General features: G+C 56.4%; 18 protein-coding genes. 9 read left to right on the forward strand and 9 right to left on the reverse strand.

The window, feature by feature from the left end; translation table 11 throughout:
• Position 1 precedes the first annotated feature (1 nt).
• The 4 genes from CPH17_RS14535 to CPH17_RS14550 all read left to right on the forward strand — a co-directional run bounded on the left by CPH17_RS14535 (position 2) and on the right by CPH17_RS14550 (position 6,017).
• Entirely contained in the window at positions 2–1,960 is a 1,959-nt protein-coding gene (locus tag CPH17_RS14535; protein ID WP_096300073.1) for a bifunctional 5-dehydro-2-deoxygluconokinase/5-dehydro-2-deoxyphosphogluconate aldolase, read from the forward strand.
• Between the two features lies 1 nt (position 1,961).
• Entirely contained in the window at positions 1,962–3,809 is a 1,848-nt protein-coding gene (iolD, locus tag CPH17_RS14540; RefSeq protein ID WP_096300075.1) for a 3D-(3,5/4)-trihydroxycyclohexane-1,2-dione acylhydrolase (decyclizing), read from the forward strand.
• A gap of 31 nt (positions 3,810–3,840) precedes the next feature.
• Entirely contained in the window at positions 3,841–4,743 is a 903-nt protein-coding gene (gene iolE, locus CPH17_RS14545; protein ID WP_096300077.1) for a myo-inosose-2 dehydratase, read from the forward strand.
• A gap of 152 nt (positions 4,744–4,895) precedes the next feature.
• Positions 4,896–6,017, forward strand: coding sequence for a Gfo/Idh/MocA family protein (locus CPH17_RS14550; RefSeq protein ID WP_096300079.1), 1,122 nt, complete (start codon positions 4,896–4,898; stop codon positions 6,015–6,017).
• Positions 6,018–6,084: 67 nt separating this feature from the next.
• On the opposite strand, the gene mgtE is transcribed toward CPH17_RS14550, so the two are convergent.
• The 3 genes from mgtE to CPH17_RS14565 form a co-directional block, all read right to left on the reverse strand.
• Positions 6,085–7,440: a magnesium transporter gene (mgtE, locus tag CPH17_RS14555; protein WP_096300081.1), complete on the reverse strand. Its 1,356-nt coding sequence runs from the start codon at positions 7,438–7,440 to the stop codon at positions 6,085–6,087.
• A gap of 157 nt (positions 7,441–7,597) precedes the next feature.
• Entirely contained in the window at positions 7,598–7,936 is a 339-nt protein-coding gene (locus CPH17_RS14560; protein WP_096300083.1) for a DUF6482 family protein, read from the reverse strand.
• Between the two features lie 129 nt (positions 7,937–8,065).
• Positions 8,066–9,082 carry a 1-aminocyclopropane-1-carboxylate deaminase gene (locus CPH17_RS14565; protein ID WP_096300085.1) on the reverse strand — a complete coding sequence of 339 codons (1,017 nt, stop codon included), beginning with the start codon at positions 9,080–9,082 and terminating at the stop codon, positions 8,066–8,068.
• A 233-nt stretch (positions 9,083–9,315) separates the two neighbouring features.
• Between CPH17_RS14565 and CPH17_RS14570 the strand changes: the two genes are divergently transcribed.
• On the forward strand, positions 9,316–9,825 hold the full coding sequence (locus CPH17_RS14570; RefSeq protein ID WP_096300087.1) for an Lrp/AsnC family transcriptional regulator: 510 nt from the start codon (positions 9,316–9,318) through the stop codon (positions 9,823–9,825).
• 43 nt (positions 9,826–9,868) lie between these two features.
• Here the strand turns inward: CPH17_RS14570 and CPH17_RS14575 are convergent, their stop codons facing one another.
• Positions 9,869–11,254 carry an aminotransferase-like domain-containing protein gene (locus CPH17_RS14575; RefSeq protein ID WP_096300089.1) on the reverse strand — a complete coding sequence of 462 codons (1,386 nt, stop codon included), beginning with the start codon at positions 11,252–11,254 and terminating at the stop codon, positions 9,869–9,871.
• A 398-nt stretch (positions 11,255–11,652) separates the two neighbouring features.
• On the opposite strand from CPH17_RS14575, the gene CPH17_RS14585 reads away from it, so the two are divergent.
• The gene (locus CPH17_RS14585) at positions 11,653–13,014 is read left to right on the forward strand and encodes a tripartite tricarboxylate transporter permease (RefSeq protein ID WP_096300093.1); all 1,362 of its coding nucleotides are present in this window, start codon (positions 11,653–11,655) and stop codon (positions 13,012–13,014) included.
• Between the two features lie 56 nt (positions 13,015–13,070).
• A complete protein-coding gene (locus CPH17_RS14590; RefSeq protein WP_096300095.1) occupies positions 13,071–14,336 on the forward strand; it encodes a hydroxymethylglutaryl-CoA reductase, degradative in 1,266 nt (421 codons plus the stop codon).
• Positions 14,337–14,372: 36 nt separating this feature from the next.
• Here the strand turns inward: CPH17_RS14590 and CPH17_RS14595 are convergent, their stop codons facing one another.
• Entirely contained in the window at positions 14,373–14,753 is a 381-nt protein-coding gene (locus CPH17_RS14595; protein ID WP_035581196.1) for a YbaN family protein, read from the reverse strand.
• Positions 14,754–14,946: 193 nt separating this feature from the next.
• Between CPH17_RS14595 and CPH17_RS14600 the strand changes: the two genes are divergently transcribed.
• A complete protein-coding gene (locus CPH17_RS14600; RefSeq protein ID WP_096300097.1) occupies positions 14,947–17,082 on the forward strand; it encodes a PhoX family protein in 2,136 nt (711 codons plus the stop codon).
• A 76-nt stretch (positions 17,083–17,158) separates the two neighbouring features.
• Here CPH17_RS14600 and CPH17_RS14605 read toward each other — a convergent pair whose 3' ends face one another.
• Positions 17,159–17,494: a hypothetical protein gene (locus tag CPH17_RS14605; protein ID WP_074394976.1), complete on the reverse strand. Its 336-nt coding sequence runs from the start codon at positions 17,492–17,494 to the stop codon at positions 17,159–17,161.
• 173 nt (positions 17,495–17,667) lie between these two features.
• On the opposite strand from CPH17_RS14605, the gene CPH17_RS14610 reads away from it, so the two are divergent.
• The gene (locus tag CPH17_RS14610) at positions 17,668–18,561 is read left to right on the forward strand and encodes a LysR substrate-binding domain-containing protein (protein WP_074394977.1); all 894 of its coding nucleotides are present in this window, start codon (positions 17,668–17,670) and stop codon (positions 18,559–18,561) included.
• Between the two features lie 16 nt (positions 18,562–18,577).
• Here CPH17_RS14610 and CPH17_RS14615 read toward each other — a convergent pair whose 3' ends face one another.
• From CPH17_RS14615 to gabT, 3 genes are all read right to left on the reverse strand, one after another.
• Positions 18,578–19,066 carry an Lrp/AsnC family transcriptional regulator gene (locus CPH17_RS14615; protein WP_074394978.1) on the reverse strand — a complete coding sequence of 163 codons (489 nt, stop codon included), beginning with the start codon at positions 19,064–19,066 and terminating at the stop codon, positions 18,578–18,580.
• 75 nt (positions 19,067–19,141) lie between these two features.
• Positions 19,142–19,786 carry a hypothetical protein gene (locus tag CPH17_RS14620; RefSeq protein ID WP_074394979.1) on the reverse strand — a complete coding sequence of 215 codons (645 nt, stop codon included), beginning with the start codon at positions 19,784–19,786 and terminating at the stop codon, positions 19,142–19,144.
• Positions 19,787–19,817: 31 nt separating this feature from the next.
• A complete protein-coding gene (gene gabT / locus CPH17_RS14625) occupies positions 19,818–21,110 on the reverse strand; it encodes a 4-aminobutyrate--2-oxoglutarate transaminase (RefSeq protein WP_074394980.1) in 1,293 nt (430 codons plus the stop codon).
• Between the last annotated feature and the right edge of the window lie 150 nt (positions 21,111–21,260).

The raw sequence follows: 21,260 nt of genomic DNA on the forward strand, positions 1-21,260 counted from the left end.
CATGCGGAATAACAGTATGCAACACCGGCCGCTGGACCTGATCTGCCTGGGGCGGGTGGCGGTCGATCTTTACGCCGAGCAGATAGGCAGCCGTTTGGAAGACGTAGCGAGCTTTGCCAAGTACCTGGGCGGCAGTTCCGGCAACATGGCCTACGGTACCGCGCGGCTTGGGCTGAAATCCGCCATGCTCTCGCGGGTGGGCAATGAACAGATGGGCAACTTCGTGCGCGAAGAGCTGGAGCGGGTGGGGGTGGATACCTCCGCGCTACAAACCGATCCTGAGCGCCATACCGGCCTGGTGCTGCTGGCGTTAAAAGACCGCGAAAGCTTTCCGCTGCTGTTTTACCGTCGCGACTGCGCCGATATGGCCATCGACGCTGACGCCATCGACCCTGAATTTATCGCCCGGGCAAAAGCGCTGGCGATTACCGGCACGCATCTTTCCACCGATACCACCCGCCGAGCCTGCCGCAAAGCGCTGGACGCCGCTGCCAAACATGGCGTGAAGCGGGTGCTGGATATCGACTACCGCCCCGTGCTTTGGGGGCTGACCAACCCCGGCGATGGTGAAACCCGCTTTATCGCCGATGACAAAGTGACCACTGATCTGCAGCGCTGGCTACCTGATTTCGACCTGATTGTAGGCACCGAAGAGGAATTTCATATTGCCGGCGGCAGTACGGACACCTTAACGGCCCTGCGTGCAGTGCGAGAGATTAGCGAGGCCACCTTGGTATGCAAGCTGGGGCCCATGGGCTGTGTGGTGTTTGAAGGGGCAATTCCCTCACGCATTGAAGACGGGATTTTAGTCAAGGGTGTCCAGGTCGAAGTGCTCAATGTGCTGGGCGCCGGGGATGCCTTTATGAGTGGTCTGCTACGTGGCTGGTTACGCAATGAGCCCTGGCAAACCAGCGCAGACTATGCCAACGCCTGTGGCGCGCTGGTGGTCTCCCGCCACGGCTGTGCGCCGGCCATGCCCACCGAAGACGAGTTATTTGATTACTTGGTGCGCCGCGACGACGTAAGCCGGCCGGATATCGATCAGCGCTTAAACCACTTACACCGCGTCACCACCCGAGTGCCTGCTCACTGGCCCGAAGTGTTGGGACTGGCGTTTGACCACCGCCGTCAGCTCACCGATATGGCCCGCGAAGAGTATGCCGACAGCGCGCGGCTGCCAGCACTCAAAAAACTCCTGGTCATCGCCGCCGAAGAGGGCGCCAGGCTGGGCGGTATTGCCACTCCTGCGATTCTGGTGGACGACGTGCTGGGTCAGGAAGCGCTCAATCAAGCCAGCGGCAAAGGCTGGTGGATCGGTCGACCGGTGGAGCTTCCGGGATCACGCCCGCTGCGTTTCCAGCATGGCGATGATTTAGGCGCTTGCCTACGCCACTGGCCCAGAGAACAGATCATTAAATGCCTGGTGTTCTACCACCCTGACGATGAACTCTCGCTGCGTCTGGAGCAGGAAGAACGGCTGCGCCAGCTTTACCAGGCGGCCTGTGCCTATGGACTGGAGCTGCTGATTGAAGTCATTCCCCCCGCAAGTATGCCCAGCGACGACACCACGCTGCCGCGCAGCCTGCAGCGGCTCTACAACCTGGGCATTCGCCCCGATTGGTGGAAGCTCCCCGCCCTGTCAGATGCTGCCTGGCAGGCGGTGGGCGAGACCATTGAACGCGAGGATGCCTACTGCCGTGGGGTGGTACTGCTCGGACTGGACGCACCTATGGACGATATGAAGCGCGGCTTCGAAGCAGCGGCCAAGCACTCATGCTGTAAAGGGTTCACCGTTGGACGCACGCTATTTGCCAACGCCAGCCGCGATTGGCTGGCGGGGCGTATCAATGATGCCAGCTTGGTAGAGAGGGTAGCCCAAAACTATGCCGAGCTAATACAAGCGTGGCGGCAATTAAGGCAGGCGCAGCCGCAAACCCTGGCCCACACGGAGGAGGCGTAAGATGACTACTATTCGACTCACCATGGCCCAGGCGCTGGTCAAGTACCTTGCCGCGCAACGTATCGAGCTAGATGGTCAAGAGGTGGCGCTTTTCGAAGGCGTGTTTGCGATTTTTGGTCACGGCAATGTGGCCGGGATGGGTGAAGCGCTCTATCACGTACAAGACACGCTGCCGACCTTCCGCGCCCATAACGAACAGTCCATGGCCCACGCGGCGATTGCTTTTGCCAAAGCCAATGGCCGTAAGCGCCTAATGGCGGCAACCAGTTCGATTGGCCCAGGGGCGACCAATATGGTCACCGCCGCGGCACTTGCCCATGCCAACCGGCTGCCGGTCTTGCTGCTGCCGGGGGACACCTTTGCCACCCGCGAACCCGATCCGGTACTGCAGCAGGTGGAGCATTTCGGTGACCCGACCATTACCGTCAACGACTGTTTTCGCCCGGTATCGCGCTACTTCGACCGTATTAACCGCCCGGAACAGCTGCTGACCAGCTTGCCTCAAGCGATTGCCACTCTGCTTGACCCCGAGCACTGCGGCCCCGCGACGTTGGCACTACCTCAGGATGTTCAAACCTTTGCCTACGATTATCCAGTGGCCTTTTTTGCCCCCAAGGTGCATCGCATTCGCCGCCCGCCGCCGGATGCTTATGAAATTAGTCAAGCAGTCGCTGCACTCAAGCAGGCCAAGCGCCCGCTGATCATTGCCGGTGGCGGTGTGCACTACGCCGCTGCCTGCGAAGATTTGGCCGAGTTTGCCAAAGCACGCGGCATCCCGGTCGCCGAAACCCAGGCGGGGAAAGGCGCGCTGGCGGATAGCCACCCCTGCGCGGTGGGTGCCATTGGGGTGACCGGCAGCGCAGCTGCTAACCAGTTGGCGGAGCAGGCCGATGTCATTTTGGCAGTGGGCACGCGGCTGCAGGACTTTACCACCGGCTCCCGGGCGCTGTTTGAAAGCAGCAATAAAACACTGATTGCCCTCAACGTTGGCCGCTTCGACAGCCTCAAGCATCAAGCGCTGCCGCTAAGCTGCGATGCCTTGATCGGGCTGGGTCAACTCGATGCAGCGCTGGGCGAATGGCGCGGCAGTGATGAGTGGCGCGAACAGACCGGAACGCTCAAGCGCGAATGGGCCGAGGCAGTAAATCGCATAACCGCCGATCAAGGGCTGGCGCTGCCCACTGATGCCCAGGTGATCGGTGCCGTCAATCGCCAGGCTGGCAACGATACCACCGTGGTATGCGCGGCCGGTGGATTGCCCGGCGAGCTGCATAAGCTCTGGCAATGCTCCGGCCCCGGCAGCTATCACGTCGAGTACGGTTTCTCCTGCATGGGCTATGAAATAGCGGGCGGGCTGGGCGTCAAGATGGCCAAACCTGATCGGGAAGTGGTGGTGATGGTCGGCGACGGCAGTTACCTGATGCACAACTCCGAGCTGGCGACCTCGGTGATGCTGGGCCACAAACTGATAGTGGTGGTGTTGGATAACCGCGGCTACGGCTGTATCAACCGTTTGCAACAGGCCACCGGCGGCGTGGGGTTCAACAACCTGCTGCAAGATTGCCGCACTGTGGAGACGGGCGCTCCCAAAACCGATTTTGCCGCCCATGCCAAAGCGTTGGGCTGTGAGGCTGAGTCAGTGGCCGGTATTGCCGAACTTGAAAAAGCGCTGGTGCGCGCTCGCCGCGCCACCAAGACTTATGTGATTGCTCTGGATACTGACCCATTACCCAGCACTCAGGAAGGCGGTGCCTGGTGGGACGTCGCCGTGCCCGAAGTTTCCGAGCGGGAAGCCGTCAATAAAGCCTATCAAGGGTACCGCGAAGCTAAACAGCGCCAACGCCATTAACACCAATAAACATCATCACAAGGAATACGCTATGCCAACGGTCACTTTAGGCATCAATCCGCTCACCTGGACGAACGACGACTTGCCGAGCCTGGGCGGCGCAACACCGCTGGAAACCTGCTTGCAAGAGGGGCGCGAAGCGGGTTTTAGCGGCTTTGAATTAGGTAACAAATTCCCCCGCACGCCCGACGCCTTGAATCAGGTGCTGAGCGCCCACGACCTGACGCTTGTGTCGGGCTGGTACTCCGCGCGCCTGCTTGAACGCAGTCCCGAGGAAGAGATTGACGCCGTTCAGGATCATATGAACCTGCTCAAGCAGTGCGGTGCCAAGGTGATGGTGCTGTGTGAAGTTACCCACTGTGTACACGGCGATCAGGAGCGCCCGCTCTCCCAGAGTCCGCATCTCTCCGAGCAAGAGTGGCAGCGACTGCTGAATGGCCTGGAGGTAGTGGGCGACTACCTGAAATCCCACGACATACAGTTGGTGTATCACCACCACCTGGGCACGGTGATCGAAAGCCAGGCCGACGTTGAACGCTTGATGGGCAACACCGGCGAAGGCGTGGGGCTGCTGCTTGATTTTGGTCATTTGCGCGGTGCGGGCGGCGACCCGCTCGCCATCGCCAAACGCTACAGTGGGCGCATCCATCATGTGCACTGCAAAGACCTGCGCTTCCCAGTGCTGGATTCGGTGCGTAACCGCGACAAAAGCTTTTTAAACGGCGTGTTAGACGGCCTGTTTACGGTGCCGGGAGATGGCAATGTGGATTTCCTACCTGCCTTAACCCACCTGTGCGAAAAGGGCTACAAGGGCTGGTTGGTGGTGGAAGCCGAGCAAGACCCGGAAGTAGCCCACCCGCTGACTTACGCCCGCCTGGGCTATCGCAATTTGCGTCGGCTTGCTGAGCAGGCGGGTTTTGACGTTGCCAGCTAAACATCGCCAGCGTCGCTGAAGCCCTCGCATATCCTGGTTCAGTGCAAGGCACATCTACGCGTCGTTGAGAAGGTGTCGAGCGGGGGGGGAGTCGCCAGTCAGCGACAGAGGGCGTTTGTGAATTATCGACTTTGTCCATTGGAATCATGACAATGAAAACCCTCAAGATTGGCCTAATCGGCACCGGCTTTATGGGCAAAGCCCACGCCATTGCCTTTAATGCGGCGTCCAGTGTTTTTGAGCTGCCCGCTAAACCGGTGTGCGAACTGTTGGCGGATGCCGACCTCGCCACTGCAGAAAGCCGGGCGCGTGCCTGGGGGTTTGCCCGAGCCACCGACGATTGGCGCGCCCTGGTGACAGACAGTGACGTGGACGTGGTGGATATCTGCGCACCTAATTTCCTGCACAAAGAGATGGCGCTGGCCGCCATTGCCGCGGGCAAGCATGTTTACGCTGAAAAGCCGCTGGCGCTAAGTAGCACCGATGCCGAAGAGATGGTCGCCGCGGCTGAAAAGGCGGGCGTCAAAACCCTGGTAGGCTTTAACTACATTCGCAATTCCTCTACCCAATTGGCCCGCCAGATTGTTGCCAGCGGTGAAATTGGCGAGCTGATTCATTTTCGTGGACGGCACAACGAGGATTACCTGCTCGACCCGCAAAAGCCCCACGACTGGCATACCAAGCGGGCGACCGCTGGCGCCGGTGCGTTAGGTGATGTGGGCTCGCATATTCTCAATATGGCCGAGTTTTTAACCGGGCAGCGCATTACCGAGGTATGCGGCCAACTACAGACCGTTATCCCCACTCGGTCCAAGGCCGATGGCAGCGGTATGGCTGCGGTAGAGAACGATGATCAGGCCCAGGCCATGCTGCGTTTTGACCAGGGGTTAATCGGCAATATCGAGACGTCTCGGGTGGCCGCTGGCCGCAAAATGGGCTTGGCCTATACGTTAACGGGCACCAAAGGCGCCATAGTGTTTGATCAGGAGCGCATGAGCGAGCTGCAGCTTTATCGCCATGGCGACGCCCACGGCAGGCGCGGCTTCACCACCCTGTTAGCGGGCCCCGAACACCCCGACTATGCGGCGTTCAGCCCCGCGCCGGGTCATGGCTTGGGCTATAACGATCAGAAAATTATCGAGGTGCGTGATCTGGTCGAGGGCATTATTAACCACCGCCCCCTCTATCCCGATTTTCGCGAAGCGGCTCGGGTCAATCGGCTGATCGATGCTATCGAAAGGTCAGATCAGGCGGGGCAGTGGTTACGGGTGTAGTCGTTGCTACGATCCAAGCGCTGGGTTCTGCTTTGGGAAGGCCCAGCGCCTGCCTGGAAGGGAAAACTCATAATATAATCAGCGTCGCGAGCCCCAGGAACGACAAAAATCCCACCACATCGGTGACGGTAGTTAGAATCACCGCGCCGGATAAAGCGGGATCAATCTGCAGCTTTTTCAATACCAATGGAATTAGCACTCCAGAGACATTGGCCAGGCTCATATTGATAAAGATAGCCAGGGTAATGACCAGCGTAATCATGGCATCGCCAAACCACATATGGGCAATTAAACCAACCACTAGCGCCCAAACCAAGCCGTTGGTCATGCCCACCCACAGCTCTTTGTTATAAAGCCATCTTATATTGTTACCCGCGAGCTGCCCTAGAGCCAAACCGCGTATGACGACGGTGAGGGTTTGGCTACCGGCAATACCCCCCATGCTGGCAACTACCGGCATTAAAATCGCCAGCGCCACAATTTGATCTAAGGCCGCTTCAAACCGTCCAATCACGAAAGCCGCTAAGAAAGCCGTTAACAGATTAATACCAAGCCAAATGCCGCGGCTTTTAGCACTGCGCATGATAGGGGTAAACACTTCTTCTTCATCGCTGACGCCGGACATATGTTTAAACGTCATATCAGCATCATCTTGGGTGATTTCTAATACGTCGGCGGAGTTGAGCTGACCAACCAATAACCCCTCGCTATCGCATACGGGTACAAAGTGAAGTTCTTTAGAGCGTAATAACGAGGCGGCGTCGCTGACTTTCATTTGATCATTTAGGGTGAAGAAATCATCCATATAATCATCAACTACGGCATCTTGCGGTTGCTTGATTAAATCCATCAGGCTCAAGGTGCCGAGTAAGCGTTTATCCTTATCCGTAATCATGATCTGCTGTGACTCATCATCTAGCAGATGATGAATGCGGATATAGCGCTGTACGGCTTCTAACGAGACGCCCTGTTTCACATTGACCGTTTCAGGGTCCATGTAACGCCCAACTACATCATCTTCATAGGCATGCAGATTCTCGACCTGGGCACGAATTTCTTGATCCAGGCTGGCGTAAACGCTGGTTTTTATGGCCTCGTCAGCAACATCCAGTACTTCAGCTACTTCCTGGGCGTCCAGGCCCTTGACGATCTGCTCCACATCGCTGGCCGATAAGTCTTCGATGTAGTCAGCCCGGATGTCTTCATCGACTTCGGCCAATACTTCGCCGATGAGCTCTTCTGGAATGTACTCCCATAGAAGATCGCGGGTTTTTGCGGGAAAAGACTCGAGTGTGCGCGCAATGGCCAGGGTGTCCAGCTCTGCGAATAGCGCTTTCAGGGCGTGGGTATCTTCTTCGTCTAACCGCTTTTGAAGATACAGCAGTTGCTCTTCATTATTGATGTATTTTTCATCATCGAGCATAGAGTCCATCCTTTGGGAAACTGGTTTTCAACACAGACACTTGAAAGCTCTTGATGGCACTGTATCAATGTTATAGACAGGCGTGGCTGAACGCCATAGAGGCTTTTCATGCGCGGGTTATTGCCGTTAGCTGGAAGCGCATACTCGTTGCCAGCGCTTACCCCTGCGTTGCAAATGCCACCCGTACGCCGTAGGCCATGCGCTGTTTAGTGGACACGGGTGGAATATCGGTGCCCACCATTTCATCGGCGGCATCGGCCCAGGTCAGCGTGCCATGAGTGAATCCCAGCGGTGCCAGTGCGCGACTGACCCACTGTGTGCCCGTAAAGCGTTGGGTTTCGCCATGCTTGTCAGTGAGCAAACTGACGGCGTTATCCTGATGCAGGCGCACGATATACCACCCCATATCCAACCCATGTAGTTCAACGTCGGGGAGCGGGGCGGGTAATTGGGCCAGTTCGTCAAGGGTGACACGTGCGGGGAGAGTGGAAGGCATGGCGTATCCTCATCAGTGAATAGGCTATACACCAAGACTAAAGGTTGTACTTTATTTGTACAGAAGTAGCCGCCTGATCGGCGTTATTTAGGCGCTCAATCAGACGGGACGAGGTAGGCGTTTTACGCCTTAGCCATTACGAAACAGGAAGCTGTAGGCGTTTAGTGCAGGTACGCCGCCCAGGTGGACGTACAGCACTTTGGAGCCCGCTGGGAACTCACCGTTGCGCACCATATCGATCATGCCGTGCATGGATTTGCCTTCGTAAACCGGGTCGGTGAGTACGCCTTCCAGGCGGGCGCACAGGCGAATAGCCTCTAATGTGCCTTCATTGGGTAGGCCATATTCCGGGCCGCCATAGCGGGTATCCAAAATGACATCGTCATCGGTAATGCCGCCTTCCAGCTCTACCAGTTCAGCGGTGTTGCGGGCGATACGCAGGATCTGTTCGCGGGTTTGCTCAGGCTTGGCAGAGGCGTCAATGCCAATCACTCGCTGGGCACGGCCATCGGCGGCAAAGCCCACCACCATCCCCGCCTGAGTGCTGCCGGTGACCGAGCACACCACGATATAGTCGAATTTGAAGCCCAGCTCTTTCTCCTGCTGGCGAACCTCTTTGGCAAAGCCTACAAAACCTAAGCCGCCGTTCGGGTGTTCGGAGCAGCCAGCGGGGATCGGGAAAGGCTTGCCGCCCCGCTGGCGAACATCTTCCATCGCCTGCTCCCAGCTGGGGCGAATGCCGATATCGAACCCCGCGTCGTCCAAGCGCACGTCGGCGCCCATGATGCGCGACATCTCGATATTGCCTACCCGGTCATACACTGCGTCGGAATAGTTGACCCAGTTCTCCTGTACCAGCACGCACTGCATGCCCAAATGAGCGGCCACGGCGGCCACCTGGCGGGTCTGGTTGGACTGAATGCCGCCAATCGATACCAGCGTATCGCAGCCCTGTTCCAGCGCTTCGGGAATCAAGTACTCCAGCTTGCGGGTTTTGTTACCGCCAAAGGCTAGACCGCTGTTGCAGTCTTCGCGCTTGGCGTAGAGCTCCACGTCACCCCCTAGATGTTCACTCAGTCGTTTGAGCGGTGTGATGGGGGAGGGGCCGAAGGTGAGCGAGTAGCGTGGAAAGCGATCTAGGTTCATAGCAGGCTCCTGCATATAAGCGTTTCAGTGCGAAATAGAAAGCTCGCTTGGCGAGGGTTTAGATGAAAGATTTAGGTAAAAGCTTCGTGTGAACAGTTGGCGGGCTCTGCTATTTATACTAAGTGTTAGCTGATATTTTTGTGTTGCAAAATAAGAGGTTTTAAAGCAATAAGAATTGGCATCAAGTGGTTTATATGGTTTTAAATGGTGTATAAAGGCTAATAAGGTAAATAATGGTGCGCTCAAAAAATTTCCGTTCAGGCGCTGTACCTGATGATCAGGCGGCTGAATTAGATCGAACAGACCGGCGTATTCTTAAACTGCTGCAAGACGACGCTACGCTCTCCAATGTGGCGTTGGCGGAGCAGGTGAGCCTGAGCCCTGCGGCGTGCTTACGCAGGGTGGAAAAGCTCAAACGGGACGGGGTGATCAGCCGGGTGGTGGCTCACTTAGACCCGGAGCAGCTACAGGCAGGCATGGTGGTGCTGATTGGCGTGGTGCTGGATCGTTCGACGCCGGAATCCTTCGCCGCCTTTGAAGAGGCGGCCCAGAAGGTATCCGGCTGCATGGAGTGTCACGTGGTAACGGGGGAGTTTGACTACTTTATGCTGGTGCGCACCCGGGACAGCCAAAGCTTCAACAGACTACACGCCGAACAACTGCTCTACCTGCCCGGCGTGCGTCAGATCCGCTCGTTTATGGGGCTGCGTCAGGTGGTCTCGACCCATAAGGTGTTGGTTTAGCTGAGAATCCATGAGAAAGAAATGTTTGGAGAGAGGTGCAAGGCTAAGTAAGGGGCTGCCCATTGAGTGCTTTGCTAATAAACTCCAGAAACCGGTGATCGTTGGCATGAGCAATATTGATACGCATTGAGTTGGCATCGGTACTGTCGGGACGCAGTGAAAAAATAGCGCCTGGGGCAATGAAAATGCCTTTTGCAGAGGCGCGTTTAGCCAACTCAGTGGTGTTGATATGGGGTGGCAATTTGGCCCATAAATAGTAGCCGCCGCCGGATCCAATGACATCATTAATGCCTATTTGCCCCAACACTCTTATCGCCGTAGCGCTTGCCTTAGCCACCCTCTCACGCAACTGTGCGAGGTGGCGGCGATAGCGGCCTCTGGCTAGCAGCTCATGTACGATCATTTCATTGAAGGTCGAAGTGTTGACGACAGTCAGCATCTTGATATCGACCAGTGCGCGAATGATGGATCTGCCGCCTGCAATATAGCCACAACGCAGGCCGGTGGAGAGCGTTTTTGAAAAAGTGCCCACATAAATAACCCTTTCTAATCCATCAAGCGCAGCAAGATGGGCGCTACCTTTGGGCAGGATGTCAGCGAAAACATCGTCTTCCACTAGGGTTACTCCATAGTGATCGGCGAGCTTTAGCAAGCGATGCATATTGCTTAGCGACATGGTACTGCCGGTAGGGTTGTGGGCATTGGGTTGTAAGAAAAAAAGCCTGGGCCGGTACTGCTTGGCTTTTCTCTCAAACTCTTCTAAATCGGGGCCATCGATCGTGCGTGGAACACCCACCAGCTTCGCTTTAGCGAGACGAAGTTTTCCAAACAGTGGGTAGTAGCCTGGCGTTTCAACCAGAACACTCTCTCCTGCGGCTACGAAGTGGCGAATAATTAAGTCAAAGGCATGATTAGCACCGAAAGTCATCATGACTTGATCCGGTGATGCATGGATGGAACGCCCAACCAGTGCCATCGCTAGGCTCTCGCGCAGCGGGGAGTAGCCTTGAGGCATGCCGTATTCGACGTCGCTCATTTCATCAGATAAGCCACTTCTTCGTCGTATTAAACGCGTCAGCTCAGTGCCACCCATCCAGCTTGCGGGCGCTCGGCCGTCGCCCACGCGTACTGCAAAATTCCCGACTAACTGCTCCCGCAGGAGTGACACGCTGTCCACCGCCTCGGAAAGGTCGTGCGTAGGCTCATCAATAGGCGTTGGCCGGGGGCGCGAAACAAAAAAGCCTGCGCCCTGTCGAGCGCTCAAATGACCAAGTGCAACTAATTGGTCGTAAGCATCAACCACGGTATTTTTCGATACGCCAAATTGTTGAGCGGCTTCTCTGATGGAAGCCACTCGGGTACCAGGCGAGAGGCGCCCCTCGTCAATGGCTTTTAGCAAAGCGGTTGCGACCTGACGAGATTTCGACATGAATATCTCTCAATGGCGGTGAAACTGTACCTGTTATTTTATAGGTACAGTACTTCATACAATTTGTATCACTGTACCTTACTCAGTGCCTTGTCTTTCCACAAGCTAGGGCCAGCCTACTTGGGTATACAACACTAATAATGATCTCCGCGGAGAATAGGCATGCCAAATAAAACAACTTCTTACCTAACGGTTTGGGACGATACGGTGACCGGCAGAGACCTGCTGCTCGCCCTAGTAATTTCCACTCCTCTCACACTAGGTGGTTTCATTCTGACCCCTGGGCCGGCGCCAATGCCTTTAATAGTGGGGTTATGCGGCGCACTGCTGGGGTTTGCTATTAATACGGTTTGTTTGCGCCCGAAAAGACGCCTCGACACTGATGGGGAGGTGTAGCAATGGACGCTGTATTACTTCTGCAGATGTTAATGGCTGCCTTAATCGGTGTTGTGGTTTATACCGCGATTGGGGTGGCGCCAGGTACCGATGAGACCGCCGTACTTGCACCGGTGACGCTTGCGTTGGTCGTGGCCGGTATTCCCTTGCCAGTGGTATTGGCTTTCTTTATGGCTGCCATCGTCGCCAAAAAACTTACCGACTCGATACCCGTTTCGGTCGCGGGGATACCCGGTGGGGTGATGTCGGCCCCCATGGTTGAGCACGCAATGATACTGAAGCGTGAAGGCCACGCCACAATGGCCATTCGCAAAATGGCGTCGGGTTCGGTTATTGGCACCCTCGTTGCTATTCCCGTGAGCTTGCTACTGGCTTTCCTGCTAACCCCCCTGGCGGATGTGCTAAGCCAGTACGCTAGCCAAATATTTTTTGTCGGCGCGATATTCCTGGCGTTAATGAGCCGCGAAAAAGTGATCAGCTTAATCAGTATCGTGATTTTGGCTGCGCTGATACAGGCACTGCGCCACTTCTACTGGGGAATGGGGGTGATCCCTGAAGGTCAGGTGGTCTTCATTTCGTTCTTCCTGGGTATCACGATAGGGCCGATGATCTTCAGTTTGGCCCAGTTAACCGTGGGCGAAGAGCGGCGAAAAATGGCTACCGGTGAACCTAAAACAATCAAAATCTACGCTGCAGATGATAGCGATGATAAGAGCCGCTTCCCCAACCCTTTTCGTATTTTGACGCGCCAAGAAGCTGTTTCTGCAACCGCCAGCTCGGTGCTCGGCTCGGTTACCTTCTTTATGAGCCCGGTAGGGATCACTATTTTCCTGGGTGAAGTGATGTCGAGTTGGGTAAAAGGCACAGTAGAGAAAGCCAGTCGTGCCCTCTCTTCAATGGATGCGGTGACTAATGCTGCTTATATCGCAGGCATTTTGATCCCCCTGGCAGCACTGGGCATTCCGATGAGCCCCATGGCAATTGGGCCAGGTAACGCCTTCTTTAATGCGCCGCCAGTACTTACGTTGGAACAGAATGCCCACCACTTAATGAGCTTTGGTGAAATCGCTGTTGCCAGCATTTTGGGCGCTGGAGTGGCGCTGTTGATTACGTATCCCATCGCCGTTCGTTATGCCCGCCACATTTGCGTGTTTGTTTTCCAGCGTATTCCTCATGAGGCCTTCCTGGCGATGTTCTTCTCGTTGGTCGTGCTGTTGGCTTATATGGATGCGGGTGTGATGGGCATTTTAGGTGTCGCGGTGTTAGCACTTTTGGCGGGGCTATTAAACCGCTGGGGCGTGAATTATGGGGTGCAGTTTATGACCCTTTATGCCGCCCCTTGGCTAATGGGCTGGTTGGCTTGAACACTCCCTTTTTAAGTGACGCTACACCAATAGTTTATTCATTGTAGGTAACAGTTATGACAATAAATTCATCGCGGATTCCAGGGTTTTACCAACTGTCACTACGCGAGCGACTGCGTAAGGTTGCTGATATGAGTGGGCTTGATGCAGCTGGGGAGGCTCATTTGGCAGACACCGGCAATCTGCCAGCCGAGACGGCAGATTGCATGATCGAGAATGTGATTGGCACGTTGAATCTGCCGATTGGCGTTGCGACTAATTTAATTATTGATGGTGAGGAGCCGTTGGTTCCCATGGCGACGGAAGAGTCATCGGTGGTCGCTGCCGTATGTAATGCTGCACGGCAGTGTCGAGATGCTGGCGGCTTTTATACCGATACCTCTAGCCCCATTATGATCGCTCAGGTGCAACTACTGGGCGTCGCAAATCCTGATTTTGCCCGGCTGCGTTTATTAGAAGCCCGCGACGAGATTAAGCGTATTTGTGACGCGACAGATCCCGTGCTGTTAGAGCACGGCGGTGGTTTCCAGGATATAGAGGTGCGCGTACTTGAGGATATGGTCATTGTGCATCTGCTGGTGGATGTGCGTGATGCCATGGGTGCCAATGCGGTGAACTCGATGGCTGAAGCGGTAGCCCCGTCGTTAGCAGCGTGGTCGGGAGGTGAGAGTCGTTTGCGCATTTTGTCCAACCTGGCTGACCGTCGTTTGGCAAGAGTCAGAGCGACCTGGCATCTTGACCAAATAGGCGGGGAGTCGGTGCGCGACGGTATATTGGCGGCTTACCGTTTTGCGGACTTGGATCCTTACCGTGCAGCTACCCATAACAAAGGGGTAATGAACGGGGTGAGTGCGGTGGTGTTAGCGACGGGAAATGATACCCGGGCGGTAGAAGCGGGTGCTCATGCCTATGCTGCACGTACCGGGCGCTATCGGTCACTTACCCATTGGGAAGCGGATCATGATGGAAACCTAACCGGCACCCTTGAGATGCCCATGCCAGTGGGATTAATCGGCGGCGCTACGCGAGCGCACCCAACCGCACGGCGGTGCCTTGAAATTTTAGGCGTCAGTAGCGCTGATCGTTTAGCCCGTATCATTGTTGCGGTTGGGCTAGCGCAGAACTTTGCCGCATTAAAAGCGTTGGCCACCACCGGTATTCAAAAAGGGCATATGGCGCTACATGCTAAAAATATCGCCCTAATGGCAGGAGCGGAAGGGGCGGAAGTGGCGTTGGTCGCCGACGAATTAGTGAAGCAAGGGAGTGTGCGGGTTGATATAGCGCAGGCGGCGCTGGCCAAGCTACGGTCTAAACCCGAATAAAGCGGCTTGAATATGCAGTGTGAGAACGCCTGAACGCTACTCTGCAGAGGAAGAAGAAGGCTCTGGCCGGGTAGCCAGCCACAGGGCAATCAGCACCAGTAGGGCGATCACTCCCCAGCGTTGCCAGCCGGGGCCGAGTGACCAGCCGGTGATCAGCGCACTCAATGCGATCATGCTAACGGCCGCCAGCTTGGCGCGGCGGGGGATGGCGCGCTCCTGCTCCCAGGTAACCAGCAGTGGCCCGACATAGTGGCGGGAGCGGATCCAGGCCTCAAAGCGCGGCGAGCCTTTGGAGGCGCAGTAAACCGCCATCAGCATAAACACAGTGGTGGGCAGCAGAGGCAGAAAAATGCCCAGTACACCGATGCTAAAACTTACTCCTGCCAGCACCACCCACATGAGGCGGATCAGTCTCATTCTTGCTTACAATAGGCACGCTTACATAAAGCCAGCGTGCTGAGTATTAAAGAAGTATGGACTTATATCAATGATTCGCCACATAAGCAGTATTCATCTAAATGTAGGCACTTCGCCATCGTGCTGTCATTTAGCTTCTTTAGTGTCTCCTAACGTTTAATCGTTGGCTTACAAACGATCAGGGGAGACCAGAATGAGCAAGGAAATCGAAGATCATCGTCTGTTTAATCAGAGTGGTAATGAGCCATTTGCTGACATACTGGCACAGCATGTGTCGCGGCGTGATGTCATGCGCGGCGGCCTGAGCGTGGCGGCTGCCTCAATGCTTAGTTTTGGCGGTGCTGCTCAAGCGCTTGCCTCTAACGGATCACAAAAAACACCGCTGACGCTTGCCTTTGAGGCGGTCCGGGGTTCGCATACCGATGCCGTCGTGGTGCCTGACGGCTACGTGGCTCAGGTATTAGTGCCATGGGGCACGCCGCTAAATCAAAATGACTCGTGGCAGCCTGACCAGCCAATGACCCCTGAGCGTCAAGCGGCGAGCGTGGGCATGCACCACGACGGCATGGCCGGTTTTGCCCTGGATGCCGATAACGCCTCGCGCCGTTTTGTGCTGGCGCTCAATAACGAATACATCGATCAAACCGCGCTGTGGGCCCCTCAGGGCGGTCCCACTAACGCTGATGAGGGTGAGCGCCCGGCGGAAGAGTCGCGCACTGAGATCAACGCGCACGGTGTCACCATTGTAGAGGTTGAAAAAGACGCCAATGGGCAATGGTCGCATGTACCGGGCTCCCGCTATAACCGCCGCTTTACCAGCGCAACGGAAATGGATCTGGCGGGCCCTGTGGCGGGCAGCGACTACGTTAAAACGCGCTTCTCTCCGGCGGGCACCCAAACCCGCGGTACCAACAATAACTGCGGTAACGGCGTCACCCCCTGGGGCACCTACATTGCCTGTGAAGAGAACTGGCCTAACGTCTTCGTCAACACTGGCGAGCGCTTCCAGGACGACGCCCGGATTGGCATTCCCACTGAGCGTGGCCGTTACGCCTGGGAAACGTCGGCAGGCGATGCCTCAGAAGAAAACGACGAGTTTGCCCGTTTTAACATCACGCCACGCGGCGAGCGCGCCGAGGATGATTATCGTAACGAAGCGCGCACCTTCGGTTATCAGGTCGAGATCGACCCCTATAGCGATGCCCGCGCCGTCAAGCGCACGGCACTGGGCCGGTTCCGCCATGAAGGGTGCTGGTTAGGCAAGCTGGAAGCTGGCCAGCCAATCGTTTATTACTCCGGTCACGATGCCCGCAACGAGTACGTATATAAATACGTGTCCGACGCCGCCTGGGATCCTGCCGATGCCAACCGGCCGGGCGAGGCGTACGACCGTCTTTCCATTGGCCATAAATATCTCGATAACGGCACCCTGTACGTAGCCCGCTTTCATGCCGACGGCAGCGGTGAGTGGCTGCCGCTGACGCCCGAGGCTGAGACCCGGGATGGCCGTACATTGGCGGCGGCGCTGGGCCTGGAAGAGAACGATTTAGCCGGTGTGATTATCAATACCTGCGATGCGGCGGACCTGCTGGGGGCCACGCCGATGGATCGGCCCGAATGGGCCTCTGTTGACCCTGCATCGGGCGAGGTGTATCTCACTCTGACGAATAACTCACAGCGCATCGCTGAAGATTCACAGCCAACCTATACCAACGACGGTGAGCGCTTGGAGCAGGTGGGGGTAGGTTATGACTTGGCACCCACTAACGCGGCTAATCCACGTGCCAATAACGAGGCTGGTCACATTATTCGCTGGCGCGAAAGTCGCCTGCCAGATGCGTTCCGCTGGGAAATATTTGTATTTGGCGCGGCGGAAGATGATGCCGATAACCCCTCAGGACTGAATGAAATGAATCAATTTGCCAGCCCCGATGGTCTTTGGTTCGACGAACGTGGCGAGGGGCAAGGCATTCTATGGATTCAGACCGATAATGGCTATGAAGGGGTAGCGGAGTACACCAACGACCAACTGCTCGCCGTTGTGCCAAGGGCATTGGACGATATTAGCGGTACGGGGCCGGTGGTCAACAGCAGCAACCAGCAGCAGCTAAAGCGCTTTGCGGTCGGGCCAAACGGCTGCGAAGTCACCGGTATTTTTGCCACGCCGGATAAAACCGCGCTGTTTATCAACATTCAACACCCAAGTAACTGGCCAGCGGATGGCAATGAACTCGTGCAAGATGCCACCGTTGCCGCCAGCGGCGACGTTCGCCCACGGGCATCGACCGTGGTGATTCAAAAGCGCGATGGTGGGCCGGTAGGCGTTTAGTCCCCAAGCTGAAACACGCCTTGGCAAGACCATAACAAGCGTCGAACCTCTCCCAGGTTCGACGCTTTTTTCAATGCTAGCTTGGCGGCACATGACATTGTTTCTGTCGCGCCTCTAACGCCTGAATGGCATCGACCTTTAGTGGCAGTTGGTTGGCCCAGAGAATATCGCCTCGGGAGTGGCCAATATCCCGCAGTACGAGGTCGTCGTAATCTAATAGCGGCAATATATGGCGACGATACAACCGCCGTCGAAGGTAGCGCCACCAGCGCATATCCAGCGCTCGAATTATCCGCATCGAGGGCATGGCAGGCGTGTAAAACTGCAATTGCGGGGGCTTGGGCGGCGGCGCCAACTGGCTGGCTTTTTCCCATGCCTGATGGGCATGTTGGGTAGGGGCTTCACACTTCATCGCGCACCTCCTTTTTCACTCCTGCGGTTGGCTAAACGGGCCCACTCGGCAGGTGTGTTATGTGATTAATAAGTGGAGGGTCGCGACCTCTGTTACCAGCTTGGCGTGCTGACTTGGATCAATCAAACGAAAAGATCTACACTGTGTGTTAAGTTTTTCTGAAAGGTGGCGTGATGAATCAACTCTCTACCATAGCTCCCAGCCGGACGGCCTTGCCGCTACTGGATAGCGAGGTGCTGCGCACCTTTGTGACGATTGCGGAGAGCGGCAGTTTTACCCGCGCCGCCCAGCAGTTATTTCGCACCCCTTCCGCCCTGAGCATGCAGATCAAACGCCTGGAAGAGACCCTCGGCCAGACGCTGTTTGTCCGCGAGGCGCGGCATGTCCGCCTGACGGCCGAGGGGGAAGTACTGCTGGGCTATGGACGGCGGCTACTTAAACTCAATGCGGAAGCCGTGACCCAGTTTTTAGCCCCTACCATCGAAGGGCGCGTGGGGCTGGGGATAACGGACGACGTGGTGGGACGTATTTTGCCGACGGTACTGGCCCAGTTTGCCCGATCGCACCCGGCGGTGCAGGTCGATGTCGAGGTGGGGCGCAGCAAAGATCTGCTCGCCAGGTTGGATGAGGGCGAGCTTGATCTCGCCCTGGTGATGGCTGGAGGGCCTGGTCAGGCGGCGCGGGGAGAAATCGTCCACAGCGAACCGCTGGTATGGGCGGGTCGTGAAGACGGCGTTGCCGTGCAGCGAACGCCACTGCCGGTAACTCTGGCCCAGCAGGGGTGTGCGTGGCGTCGAATTACCCTCAATGCTCTTGATCAAGCGGGGATTGCTTACCGCATTGCTTACTCCTGCGACCACTGTGCCGGGCAGGAGGCCGCTATGCTGGCCGATTTGGCCGTGACGGCTTTCCCCAAAAGCCTGGTCCGCCCGCCGCTCAAACGCCTGCACAACGAATCGCTGCCGCCGCTAGGTGATTACCAAGTGGCACTGGTAAAGCGTGCAGGCAGTGGTGATGCCAGCGAGGTATTGGCTGATCGGGTGGTGGAGGCGTTTCGGGAGGGGTGAAGGTAATGCGCTAAGGTTAACCCTCCATTAAAGTGCGAAGCGGAAGCTGCTCTTTATTGATTGGCGTCTTGATAACGATATAGCTGAAATATTTTTCGATACCGATTTCGTCCTCGATCAGTGCCTCCATGACGCGCTGATAATGGGCAATGCTGCGCGTTATAAAGCGCAGCAAATAGTCATAGCCGCCGCTAATAAGGTGGCACTCCATGACTTCATCGACCTGGCGAATTTTCTGTTCGAAGCGCAGAAAATCTTCCCGGTGGTGGTCCGTCAGGGTGATCTCAGTAAAGACGGTGACGCTCTCCATCATTTTTGCAAGGTTGAGTCGAGCTTGAAACGAAGTGATATAGCCAGCGGCTTCTAATCGTTTGACGCGCTGTAGACAGGGACTGGGCGATAGCCCGACAGCATCGGCCAAATGGACGTTAGTCATCCGTCCATCCGCTTGAAGCTGAACGAGAATATTAATGTCGATACGATCAAGACGGACGCTGGCCACCATGCAAAGTCCTCTACATTATTAGGGTTGCTAGGGGGGCGGTAAATACGCCCCATTAGTTTGAACTAATACCTTTGTCTAAAGCAATTCGCCGCGTAGAGCAAGCTGATGCTGATAAATAAAATCGCTTAGCGAGATACATGACGGCGTTTGCGGCTGGTCCGCTTTGGCACTGCGCGTGATACGGCAGTGCCCGCCTCGGCTATTAGCAGATGCAGGGCCCGCGGTTAAGAGCAGGACGTGGCTATCCGCCTCCATCTCCCGAAGCTTGGCGCGCGCGCCCACAAAGCTGCCGGTGGTGAACCGCTCGTTAACTGAAAGGCCGATGCGCTGGTTAAACGCGAAGAACTCCTGCTCATTGAGGGACGTCACCACTCTGAGCTGATAGAACTTGCGCAGATAGTGGATCGCCCCAGGGGCATCTTCATAAAGGGATCCAAAGCCAAGTGAGCTGGCGAATTCGATCCCTTCCTGCCAATCCACCTCCAGCCCCCAGCGGTTGGCCAGGGCGCGATAGACCGTGCAGTGAGCCGAAACGGCGCCCATCTGCTCATCCGTGAGTTCATGCAACGCCTGCACATAGTCTGCTAATACCTGCTCCACTGGGGGAGGAGCAGGTAGCATCGCCAACAGTGGCGATAGACCGCGAATAATGTCTCTGTCTCGATCGATCAGAACGCCATGGGCATCCATGCATAGCGTCGTATAGTCGGTCAATTGCATGACGTCCTGCTCTCCTGGCATTGGCGATGAATTAGTGCGTGGTGTTCGATAATGCGTTGTCTAACATCCCTACTGCTTCGTCGACTTGTTCGTCGCTGGTATTCAGCGGCGCCAGGAAGCGAATGACATTGCGATGAACACCACACTTGATCACCAGCAAACCCGTTGCACGGCAGTGATCGATGACCTGTTGCACCAGGGCGGCGTCTTCAGGTGTGGCCCGCGGGCCCTTGAGAAGCTCGATGGCAAGCATTGGGCCTTGTCCGCGGACGTCGGCAATCAAAGGATGCTTGGCTTGCAGCTGGCGCAATCCTGTTTCCAGGCGTTTGCCCATGGCGATGCCACGTTCAATCAGTTGCTCATCGGCAAAAATATCCAGCACCGCCAGTGCCGCCGCACAGCTCAGCGCGCTGCCGCCATAGGTGCCGCCGAGCCCACCCGGCGCGGGTGCTTGCATCATCTCGGTACGCCCAACCACGCCTGAAATCGGCAAGCCTCCGCCCAGGCTCTTCGCGACAGTGACCAGGTCTGGCTGGATATGGCTGTGTTCAAAGCCAAACATCCTGCCCGTGCGCCCGAAGCCGGTTTGAATTTCATCGGCGATGAGCACAATGCCGTGGCGTTCCGTCAAGGCGCGCAGTGCCTGCATAAACTCGACCGGCGCAGGCAGGAAGCCACCATCACCCTGTACCGGCTCGATCAGGATAGCGGCGACCTGCTCGGGGACGACTTCCGTGGCGAAAAGGGTGTCCAACTCCGCAAGCACATCCTCACTGCTGACGCCACGCAGCGCATCCGGGTAGCTCACGTGGTGGATAGCGGGGGCAAAGGGGCCAAAATTCTGCTGATAGGGCTGGCTCATACCCGTGAGCGTGGTGCCCAGGAGCGTGCGCCCATGAAAGCCACCGCGAAAGGCGATCACGTTGGGGCGCCCTGTATGGGAGCGGGCAATTTTGATGGCGTTTTCCACCGCTTCAGCACCGGAGGTAAAGAGCACGCTTTGGTAGTCCTGTGTGCCGCCGACCAGCTTGGCCAGCTGGCTAGCCAGTTCTATATAGCCAGGGTAGGCAGCCACCTGGAAACTCATATGGGAAATACGTTCCACCTGGGCCTGAACCGCTGCCACCACCCGTGGGTGATTGTGGCCGACATTGAGCACGCCGATACCCCCCACAAAATCCAAATAGCGCTTGCCGTCGACGTCATAGACGTCGCTGCCGCAGGCATGGGAAATGACGATAGGGTGGGCGTTCACCACACCGCGGGGAATGCACTGCTCGCGCTGGCTTAGCATGGCGTAGGAAGGGTGGGCGGCGGTATTCATCTGCGGGCTCCTTAAACATATTCATGGTTATAGTCACGATGTTCATGTTGTGGTGTGTTGGCGCCGCCTTTAGATAGAACGAGAGAGCGAACGCCAATACCCATACGTTCTTGAGCTTACCGTTGTTAGCAAGCTAGATGCGCTTGGCAT

The sequence above is a fragment of the Halomonas sp. hl-4 genome, assembly GCF_900215475.1.
Taxonomy (GTDB): domain Bacteria; phylum Pseudomonadota; class Gammaproteobacteria; order Pseudomonadales; family Halomonadaceae; genus Vreelandella.

Bases quoted from the DNA above. Each gene is read 5' to 3' on its own strand.
- gabT (WP_074394980.1), bottom strand. From the start codon at position 21,110: ATGAATACCGCCGCCCACCCTTCCTACGCCATGCTAAGCCAGCGCGAG.
- CPH17_RS14560 (WP_096300083.1), bottom strand. From the start codon at position 7,936: ATGCCTTCCACTCTCCCCGCACGTGTCACCCTTGACGAACTGGCCCAA.
- iolE (WP_096300077.1), top strand. From the start codon at position 3,841: ATGCCAACGGTCACTTTAGGCATCAATCCGCTCACCTGGACGAACGAC.
- CPH17_RS14590 (WP_096300095.1), top strand. From the start codon at position 13,071: ATGACAATAAATTCATCGCGGATTCCAGGGTTTTACCAACTGTCACTA.
- CPH17_RS14605 (WP_074394976.1), bottom strand. From the start codon at position 17,494: ATGAAGTGTGAAGCCCCTACCCAACATGCCCATCAGGCATGGGAAAAA.
- CPH17_RS14600 (WP_096300097.1), top strand. From the start codon at position 14,947: ATGAGCAAGGAAATCGAAGATCATCGTCTGTTTAATCAGAGTGGTAAT.
- CPH17_RS14595 (WP_035581196.1), bottom strand. From the start codon at position 14,753: ATGAGACTGATCCGCCTCATGTGGGTGGTGCTGGCAGGAGTAAGTTTT.
- CPH17_RS14620 (WP_074394979.1), bottom strand. From the start codon at position 19,786: ATGCAATTGACCGACTATACGACGCTATGCATGGATGCCCATGGCGTT.
- mgtE (WP_096300081.1), bottom strand. From the start codon at position 7,440: ATGCTCGATGATGAAAAATACATCAATAATGAAGAGCAACTGCTGTAT.
- CPH17_RS14585 (WP_096300093.1), top strand. From the start codon at position 11,653: ATGGACGCTGTATTACTTCTGCAGATGTTAATGGCTGCCTTAATCGGT.
- CPH17_RS14615 (WP_074394978.1), bottom strand. From the start codon at position 19,066: ATGGTGGCCAGCGTCCGTCTTGATCGTATCGACATTAATATTCTCGTT.
- CPH17_RS14535 (WP_096300073.1), top strand. From the start codon at position 2: ATGCGGAATAACAGTATGCAACACCGGCCGCTGGACCTGATCTGCCTG.
- CPH17_RS14550 (WP_096300079.1), top strand. From the start codon at position 4,896: ATGAAAACCCTCAAGATTGGCCTAATCGGCACCGGCTTTATGGGCAAA.
- CPH17_RS14575 (WP_096300089.1), bottom strand. From the start codon at position 11,254: ATGTCGAAATCTCGTCAGGTCGCAACCGCTTTGCTAAAAGCCATTGAC.
- CPH17_RS14565 (WP_096300085.1), bottom strand. From the start codon at position 9,082: ATGAACCTAGATCGCTTTCCACGCTACTCGCTCACCTTCGGCCCCTCC.
- iolD (WP_096300075.1), top strand. From the start codon at position 1,962: ATGACTACTATTCGACTCACCATGGCCCAGGCGCTGGTCAAGTACCTT.
- CPH17_RS14610 (WP_074394977.1), top strand. From the start codon at position 17,668: ATGAATCAACTCTCTACCATAGCTCCCAGCCGGACGGCCTTGCCGCTA.
- CPH17_RS14570 (WP_096300087.1), top strand. From the start codon at position 9,316: ATGGTGCGCTCAAAAAATTTCCGTTCAGGCGCTGTACCTGATGATCAG.